This is a genomic window from Micromonospora yasonensis (assembly GCF_026013475.1).
In the GTDB taxonomy this organism is placed as follows: domain Bacteria; phylum Actinomycetota; class Actinomycetes; order Mycobacteriales; family Micromonosporaceae; genus Micromonospora; species Micromonospora yasonensis.
Genome location: NZ_JAPDPH010000297.1, coordinates 1 through 7280, shown reverse-complemented (window position 1 = coordinate 7280; position 7280 = coordinate 1). Strand labels below are relative to the sequence as shown.

General features: G+C 73.9%; 7 protein-coding genes and 1 pseudogene. 4 read left to right on the top strand and 4 right to left on the bottom strand.

Annotation, left to right across the window (positions count from 1 at the left end; all coding sequences use genetic code 11):
* On the top strand, window positions 1-953 hold a 953-nt coding region (locus tag ONA70_RS33280), incomplete at its 5' end, for a nicotinate phosphoribosyltransferase (protein WP_265010450.1).
* Window positions 954-982: 29 nt separating this feature from the next.
* Here ONA70_RS33280 and ONA70_RS33275 read toward each other — a convergent pair.
* Entirely contained in the window at window positions 983-1744 is a 762-nt protein-coding gene (locus tag ONA70_RS33275) for a vanadium-dependent haloperoxidase (protein WP_265010449.1), read from the bottom strand.
* Between the two features lie 660 nt (window positions 1745-2404).
* On the opposite strand from ONA70_RS33275, the gene ONA70_RS33270 reads away from it, so the two are divergent.
* A complete protein-coding gene (locus ONA70_RS33270; RefSeq protein WP_265010448.1) occupies window positions 2405-2914 on the top strand; it encodes a DinB family protein in 510 nt (169 codons plus the stop codon).
* Between the two features lie 54 nt (window positions 2915-2968).
* On the opposite strand, the gene ONA70_RS33265 is transcribed toward ONA70_RS33270, so the two are convergent.
* The gene (locus ONA70_RS33265; RefSeq protein ID WP_265010447.1) at window positions 2969-3649 is read right to left on the bottom strand and encodes a spermine/spermidine synthase domain-containing protein; all 681 of its coding nucleotides are present in this window, start codon (window positions 3647-3649) and stop codon (window positions 2969-2971) included.
* Between the two features lie 100 nt (window positions 3650-3749).
* A complete protein-coding gene (locus ONA70_RS33260) occupies window positions 3750-5435 on the bottom strand; it encodes an AMP-binding protein (RefSeq protein WP_265010446.1) in 1686 nt (561 codons plus the stop codon).
* A gap of 129 nt (window positions 5436-5564) precedes the next feature.
* Between ONA70_RS33260 and ONA70_RS33255 the strand changes: the two genes are divergently transcribed.
* Together ONA70_RS33255 and ONA70_RS33250 are read left to right on the top strand one after the other, a co-directional pair.
* Complete coding sequence (locus ONA70_RS33255; protein ID WP_265010445.1) at window positions 5565-6416, top strand: helix-turn-helix transcriptional regulator; 852 nt, start codon at window positions 5565-5567, stop codon at window positions 6414-6416.
* A gap of 9 nt (window positions 6417-6425) precedes the next feature.
* Window positions 6426-6803 carry a hypothetical protein gene (locus ONA70_RS33250; protein WP_265010444.1) on the top strand — a complete coding sequence of 126 codons (378 nt, stop codon included), beginning with the start codon at window positions 6426-6428 and terminating at the stop codon, window positions 6801-6803.
* A 10-nt stretch (window positions 6804-6813) separates the two neighbouring features.
* On the opposite strand, the pseudogene ONA70_RS33245 reads toward ONA70_RS33250, so the two are convergent.
* Window positions 6814-7280: pseudogene (locus tag ONA70_RS33245) on the bottom strand (FAD-binding monooxygenase); the annotation flags it as partial.

Genomic DNA, 7280 nt, shown 5'->3' with positions numbered 1-7280 from the left:
GTCCCGCTCGGGCTGGCACTGCTGCTCAACCGGGCATTCTCCGCGACGGCAGCGCCGGGCAGGGTCACGGCATCGAGGCGGGCGCGGCGGTGGCGCGGGCGTCGGCCATCGCCGGCTTCGCCGCGACCAGTGACGTCGAGGCCGCCATGCGGTACGGACTCGCCCCGTCCGGGACGATGGCCCACTCGTACGTCGAGGCGTTCCCCCACGAGCGGGCGGCGTTCCGGGCGTTCGCCGCCGACTACCCCACGAACCCGATCTTCCTGGTCGACACCTACGACACGCCGGCCGGCGTCCGGGCCGCCGTCGACGTCATCACCGAGCTCGGGTTGACCGGGCCGGTCGGCGTACGGCTCGACTCCGGAGACCTCGGGGCACTGGCCCGGCAGACCCGGGCGATCCTGGACGACGCCGGGCTGCGGCAGGCCACGATCGTCGCCAGCGGCAGCCTCGACGAGAACGTCATCGCGGGGCTCGTCGCCGAAGGCGCCCCGATCGACGGGTACGGCGTGGGCACCAAGATGGGTGTCTCGTACGACGCGCCGTCGCTGGACAGCGCCTACAAGCTGGTCGCCTACGGTGACCGGCCGGTGCTCAAGCTGTCCCCGGGCAAGGCCACGCTGCCCGCTCCCAAGCAGGTCTTCCGTGATCCCACCGGCGCGCACGGGGACGTGGTGGGACTGCGCGACGAGCCGCCGGGTGGCCGCGAGCCCCTGCTGGTGCCGGTCATGCGCAAGGGCCGCCGCCTCGACAGGGCCGACCCCGCCGAGGCGGTCCGCGCCGCCCGTGGCCGCTTCGACGCCGATCTCGCCTGGCTACCGGAGCCGGCGCGCCGGCTGGCCGATCCGGTGCCGCTGACCACGACGGTCAGCCCGACGCTGACGGCGCTGCATGAGCGGGTGACCGCAGAACTGGGCGGCGCGGTCAGGCGTGGTGACCAGGAGCGTCGCTGACGCCGGTAGCGGACGGCTGAGGGTACGCCTCAGCCGCGGGGCCGGAACTGGTGCCGGACCACGTACGCCGTGGTGTCCAGGCCGATCCGCGCCCCCTGCACGTCGGCGGTGCGGGTGTGGATGCCGCCCCACACCCGGGCGTCGATCACCTCGGTGAGCGCCTGGGAGAAGCTGCTGAAGTACCGGCGGGTGCCGGAGTCCGCGCTGTAGGCGCTGAAGGAGATGTCGTCCCGGCCGAAGAAGTACGCCAGCGCCGACATGGTGGCGCCGGTGTTGCAGGTGTGGCCGGACGTGTAGTCGGGGTGGGGTGGTGTGACGAGCAGCGGCGTCCAGCTGGGGTCGGCGGCGGTGGCGGGGTTGCCGTCGGTGTCGCCGAGCCGGATCGCGGTGATCGGTCGCCACCGGTTCCACGCCTCCTTCTCGTTGAAGCAGGCGATGACGGCGTCCGCCTCGGCGACGTCCACCAGGGCGAACATGCGGGCGGCCTGCAGGGCGTCGAGCCGCTGGCTGGTGACGAGCTGTCGTTTGATCTCCCACTCGCCGAGCCGCCGGTCGTGCCACCAGATCGCCGCCTCGGTCTGGTCGGCCGTGCGGACCGTGCTGGTGGCCGAGCCCACCGCCTTGATCTCGTCGTAGTCCCGGGCGTACTGGGCGCTGGTGAGCGCCGGTGGGCCGGAGGTGCGGAAGATCGAGGCGCGGGGCAGCACGAACGGCCTCATGTGGCCGACCCAGCCACCGTCGTTGGCGTAGGCCGGCGGCGTCGGTCGCCACTGCCCGGGCTCGGTCCCCACCCGGGAAGGTCTGCGGTCCGAACGCGCCGTCGTCGCGGCGGGCGTCGATCATCGCGGCGGCGGCCTGCGTGCCGACCTCGATCCCGCGTCGCTTCGCGCGGCCGTCCGGGATCGCGCCGAGCGACTCGTCGTACCGTGCGGTGAGGGCGGCGTGCTGGTCCGGGAAGGTCGCGTCGAGCACCCGGTACGCGGCGGCGGCCACGGCGGCGTCGACGGACTCGGACCCGTCGGCGGGCGGCGCGGTGAGGTAGGGCTGGTAGGGGCGGCCGGCGATGGCGTTCACCGCGTCGTAGACCGCGCCGTGCACCATCGCCGCGCCGCGCGACTGGACCTGCGGTGCCTGGCGCGCGACGTCCCAGATCGCCGTCTCGGCGTGTCGGTCCCAGGTCAGGACGGACTCCGGCGACGCGGTGCCGGCCGCGGCCTGTGCCGCCGCCGGCGCGACCATGAGCGGGCCGGTGGCCAGGACGGCGACGACGGCCACGCAGGCGGCGCGGCGCGCGGGACGAACCCTGCTGGTCATGATGTCTCCTCGCTGCTTCCGACCCGTCGATTCACCCCGTGTCACGAGGTCACAGCATTGAGCGATCTGACTTTAGGCCTTCGCATTCGTGGCAGTCGATCGGCCGATCGGGTGCACCGTCGGGCATACTGCCCGTCATGCGCGTACCGTTTCCGGAGCCCGGCCCGTCCACGGACGTGCCGGCACTGTTCCTCGCCTACCTCGACTACTACCGGGACACGGTCGCCGACCGGCTCGCCGGGCTGACCGACACGCAGGCCCGCACCGCCCGGGTGCCGTCCGGCTGGACACCGGTGGAGCTGGTGAAGCACCTGACCTTCATGGAACGACGCTGGCTGCTCTGGGGCTTCCTCGGCGAACCGGTGCCGGACCCGTGGGGCGACCGGACCGACGACCGCTGGCACGTCGGCCCGGACGAGACCGTGACCGACCTGGTGGCCGCCCTGCACCGGGGCGGGGAGCGGACCCGGGAGATCGTCGAGTCGACGCCGCTGGCGACCCCCGCCGCGCTGGGCGGCCGGTTCACCGACCCGGCCGCCCGACCCACCCTCGGCGCCATCCTCTTCCACGTGCTGCAGGAGTACGCCCGGCACGCCGGCCACCTCGACATCGTCCGCGAACTCGTCGACGGACGCATCGGCGAGTGACCCCGGCAGTTCTCGTCGGCGAGGCAGCCGGGGTACGGCCGGCCGGATGACCGGTCAGCGGAGGCTCCCGTCCGACCCGGCCGGGGCGCGGCGGGCCAGGTAGACCACGTCCGGTTCACCGCGCGGCACCGGTACGAGGTGCGTGCTGAGCGGACCGATCACCGCCGCCAGGTGGGCGGCGTACGCGGGTGCGGCCGAGGCGCTCCAGACGGCCAGTACCCCGCCGTCGGCGAGTCGGTCCCGCAGCAGGGCGATGCCGTCCGCGTCGTACAGCGCGGCGTTGCCCGGGAACACCGTCCAGTCGGGGCCGTTGTCCACGTCCAGGCAGATCGCGTCGAAGACCTCATCGGTGCCCCGCAGCCAGGCCAGGATGTCCTGGTTGACGACCCGTACCCGGGGATCGCGCAGGGCGCTGCCGCTGACCTCGGCCAGGTGGCCGCGGTGCCACGCGACGAGCGTCTCCTCGATCTCCAGCACCACGATCTCCGCCGGCACGCCGGAGGCCGCCGCCTCGGCCAGCGAGAAACCCACACCCAGCCCGCCGATCAGCACCCGCGCCCCCGGACGCACGAGCGCCAGCGCCTCCCGCAGGAGCAGTCGCTCCGACGTCCCGGCCCGGGTGTCCATCAGGAACACCCCGTTGCTGACGATCTCGAAGTGCTCGCCGACCTGCCGGAGGACCAGCTCACCCCGGTCGGTCAGCACCCGGTCGACCACGGCACCTGTCTCCACCACCCGGCCAATCTAGGCCGACATGATCCGGATCGGCTGGCGATTTACCCATTCCTCCGCGGCAGGTCCGCCTCGCAGACCCCGCTGGCGCACGCGGGCTGGCTCACCGGAAATCCTCCTCGCGGTACTCGCCGGCCGGCCGCCCGTCGGCGTGCTTGTCCCGCTCGGCGGCGCGCAGCTCGGTCCGGCGGATCTTCCCGGAGATGGTCTTCGGCAGCTCCGCGAACTCCAACCGCCGCACCCGCAGGTACGGGGCCAGCCGAGCGCGCGAGTGCGCGAACACCGCCGCCGCCGTCTCCGCCGTGGGCTCCCAGCCGGGCGCGAGCACCACGTACGCCTTCGGCACGGCCAGCCGCACCGGGTCCGGCGACGGCACCACCGCCGCCTCGGCCACCGCCTCGTGCTCCAGCAGCACGCTCTCCAGCTCGAACGGCGACACCCGGTAGTCCGACGCCTTGAACACGTCGTCGGTACGCCCCACGTAGGTCAGGTAGCCGTCGGCGTCCCGGGAGGCGATGTCCCCGGTGTGGTAGAAGCCGTCGCGCATCGCGCTGGCGGTCAGCTCGTCGTCACCGTGGTAGCCGACCATCAACGCGGTCGGCCGGCGGGCCAGGTCCAGGCAGACCTCCCCGTCGTCGCCCGGCTCACCGGTCACCGGGTCGACCAGGGTCACCACGTACCCGGGCAGCGGCCGTCCCATCGAGCCGGGCTTCACCGGCGCCCCGGGCGGGTTGCCGATCTGCGCGGTGGTCTCGGTCTGCCCGTACCCGTCCCGGACGGTCATCCCCCAGGCCGCCTCGACCTGCTCGATCACCTCCGGGTTCAGCGGCTCCCCCGCGCCCACCACGCCGCGCGGCGGCTTGCTGAGTTGGGTCAGGTCGGCCTGGATGAGCATCCGCCAGACCGTCGGCGGGGCGCAGAAGCTGGTCACGCCGCACCGGTCCATCGCGGCCATCAACCCGCTCGGGTCGAACCGGGAGTAGTTGTAGACGAAGACCGTGGCGCCCGCGTTCCACGGCGCGAAGACGTTGCTCCAGGCGTGCTTCGCCCAGCCCGGCGAGGAGATGTTCAGGTGCACGTCGCCCGGACGCAGCCCGATCCAGTACATGGTGGACAGGTGCCCCACCGGGTACGACGCGTGGGTGTGCTCGACCAGCTTCGGCCGGGCGGTGGTGCCGGAGGTGAAGTAGAGCAGCAGCGGGTCGCCCGCCCGGGTCGGCCCGTCCGGCGTGAACCCGCCGTCCTCGGCGTACGCGTCGGCGTAGGCGTGCCAGCCGTCGACCGGCGCGCCGACCGCGATCCGGGTGTAGTCGCCCGGCACCTCGGCGAACTTGCCGGTGTGTTCCGTCCCGACCACCACGTGCCGCGCGGCACCGCGCGCGAGGCGGTCGGCCAGGTCCGCCGGACCGAGCAGCGGCGTGGCCGGGATGATCACCGCGCGCAGCTTGATCGCGGCGAGGATGGTCTCCCACAGTTCCAGCTGGTTGCCGAGCATGAGGATCAGCCGGTCCCCGGCCCGTACGCCCCGGGCGCGCAGCCAGTTCGCCACCTGGTTCGAGCGGTGGGACAGCTCCGCGTACGACCAGCGGCCCTCTCCCCCGTCCGCCTCGACGATCCAGAGTGCCGGGGTGTCGTTGCCGTCGGCGAGCACGTCGAACCAGTCCAACGCCCAGTTGAACTCGTCCAGTCGCGGCCAGCGGAACTTCTCGTACGCGGTCTCGTGGTCCTCGCGGTGCGCGAGCAGGAAGTCGCGCGCCTCGCGGAAGGCCTGGGTGCCGGCGGTGGCCATGGGGGTGTCCTTCCTGTCACCAGGCGCGGCCAGCAGGGGACGGCGCCGCGCGCAGTACGCTGATCCTCGATCGGGTGACGCAGGTCTCACCACCCCCGGACGGGGGTGGCCGGCAGGGAGGTGGGGACGGTGCCGAAGCTGTATCCGCGCGACGACGCCGACCAGCTCCGCAGCGCGCTGCTCACCCTGCGCCGGGGCACCGGCCTGCCGGTCGCGTTCGGCGGCCTGGTGCGGCCCGCGAGCCGGATGACCATCACCGAACTGTCCGGCACCACCACGGCGGCGCTGCGCGGGCTGGCCATCCACGCCGGCGCCGGGCTCGGCGGCAAGGCCCTCGCGCTCGGCCTGCCGCTACGAGTGAACGACTACCCTCTGGCCCGCACGATCAGCCACGAGTACGACGGCCCGGTCGGCGCCGAGGGGCTGCGCTCGGTGGTCGCCGTGCCGGTGGTGGTACGCCGGGAGGTCCGCGCGGTGCTCTACGGCGCGGTACGCCAGCGACTCACCCTCGGTGACCGGCTGGTCGCCGCCGCCATGGACGTGGCCCGCGACCTGGAGCGTCGCCTCACCGATACCGACGCCGCCCGGGCCGCGCTCACCACGCTGCGAGCCATCCCGCCCGAGGGTGAGCCGGCCGGGCCGGAATGGGAGCAGGTCCGGCAGGCGCACGCCGAGCTGCGCGGCCTGCTGCGCCGGATCGACGACCCGGAGCTGCGGGACCGCCTCGACGCGGTCGCCGACCGGCTGGCCGGGGCGGTCGCCCGGCCGGACCGGCCACCCTCGGCGGTGGCCCTCTCGCCCCGGGAGACCGACGTGCTGGCCTGCGTGGCGCTGGGCTGCACCAACGTCGACGTGGCCGAGCAGCTCGGGCTGCGCCCGGAGACGGTGAAGAGCTACCTGCGCTCGGCGATGCGCAAGCTCGACGCGCACACCCGGTTGGAGGTCGTGGTGGCCGCCCGCCGGGCCGGACTGCTCCCCTAGGAGGCGACGATGAAGCGGTGGTGGCGTCCCCGGACCGGGGCCCTCGTGCTCCTGGCCGTGCTCGCGGTCGGCGCGGTGCCCGTGATCCGCGACCTGCCCCGGCCGATCTCCGAGCAGGTCTCGGTCCAGGCCTACGACCGCACGGAAGATCCCCGGGTGATCGTGGCGCTCATCGAGACTTACCCGGACTTCGTGCTGCACCGGGCGACGGCCGACGAGGACGCCGGCACGGTCGTCCTGCACGTCTCGATGCGGCCGCCCAACCGCTGGTCGTGGTCCGGTGGCGACGTCGCGGAGTCCCGGCGCATCCGGTTCCGGCTGGACAGACCGCTCGCCGACCGCCAGGTGGTCGACGGTCGGCTCGGCACCCCCGTCGCGGAACGCTGACCGCCGCGGCTCACCGAGCGACCAGCTCCCCGACCCGCGCCGCCGGCTCCGGCCCGACCACCTGAGGCGTGGTGCGCCGGCCGGACCGGAGCACCCGGGCGACGATCCCCGGCGCGAACAACCCCGGCGGCGGCGTCATCAGGTTGGCCACGCTCAGGAAGCGCCGCCCGACGACCGGGTGCCGCGGGGCGGCGGCATGCAGCCGGGCGACGTACCCGTTGAGGAAACGGGTCCGTCGGCTGCGCGGGCCGACGACCGCCGGGTGACGCAGGTCGGCGCCGACGGCCATGTCCCACGGCACGTCCACCACCTTCGCCGCCGCCGCGAAGAACCGGCGCGGCAGGTTCCGCCGGCCCTGCCGCAGGCAGTCGCGCAGCACCATCGCCTCCGCCGCGGCCACCGTCATGCCCTGTCCGTACGCGGGGTTGAAACTGCACACCGCGTCGGCGACCGCGAGGAAGCCCTCCGGCAGGCGGG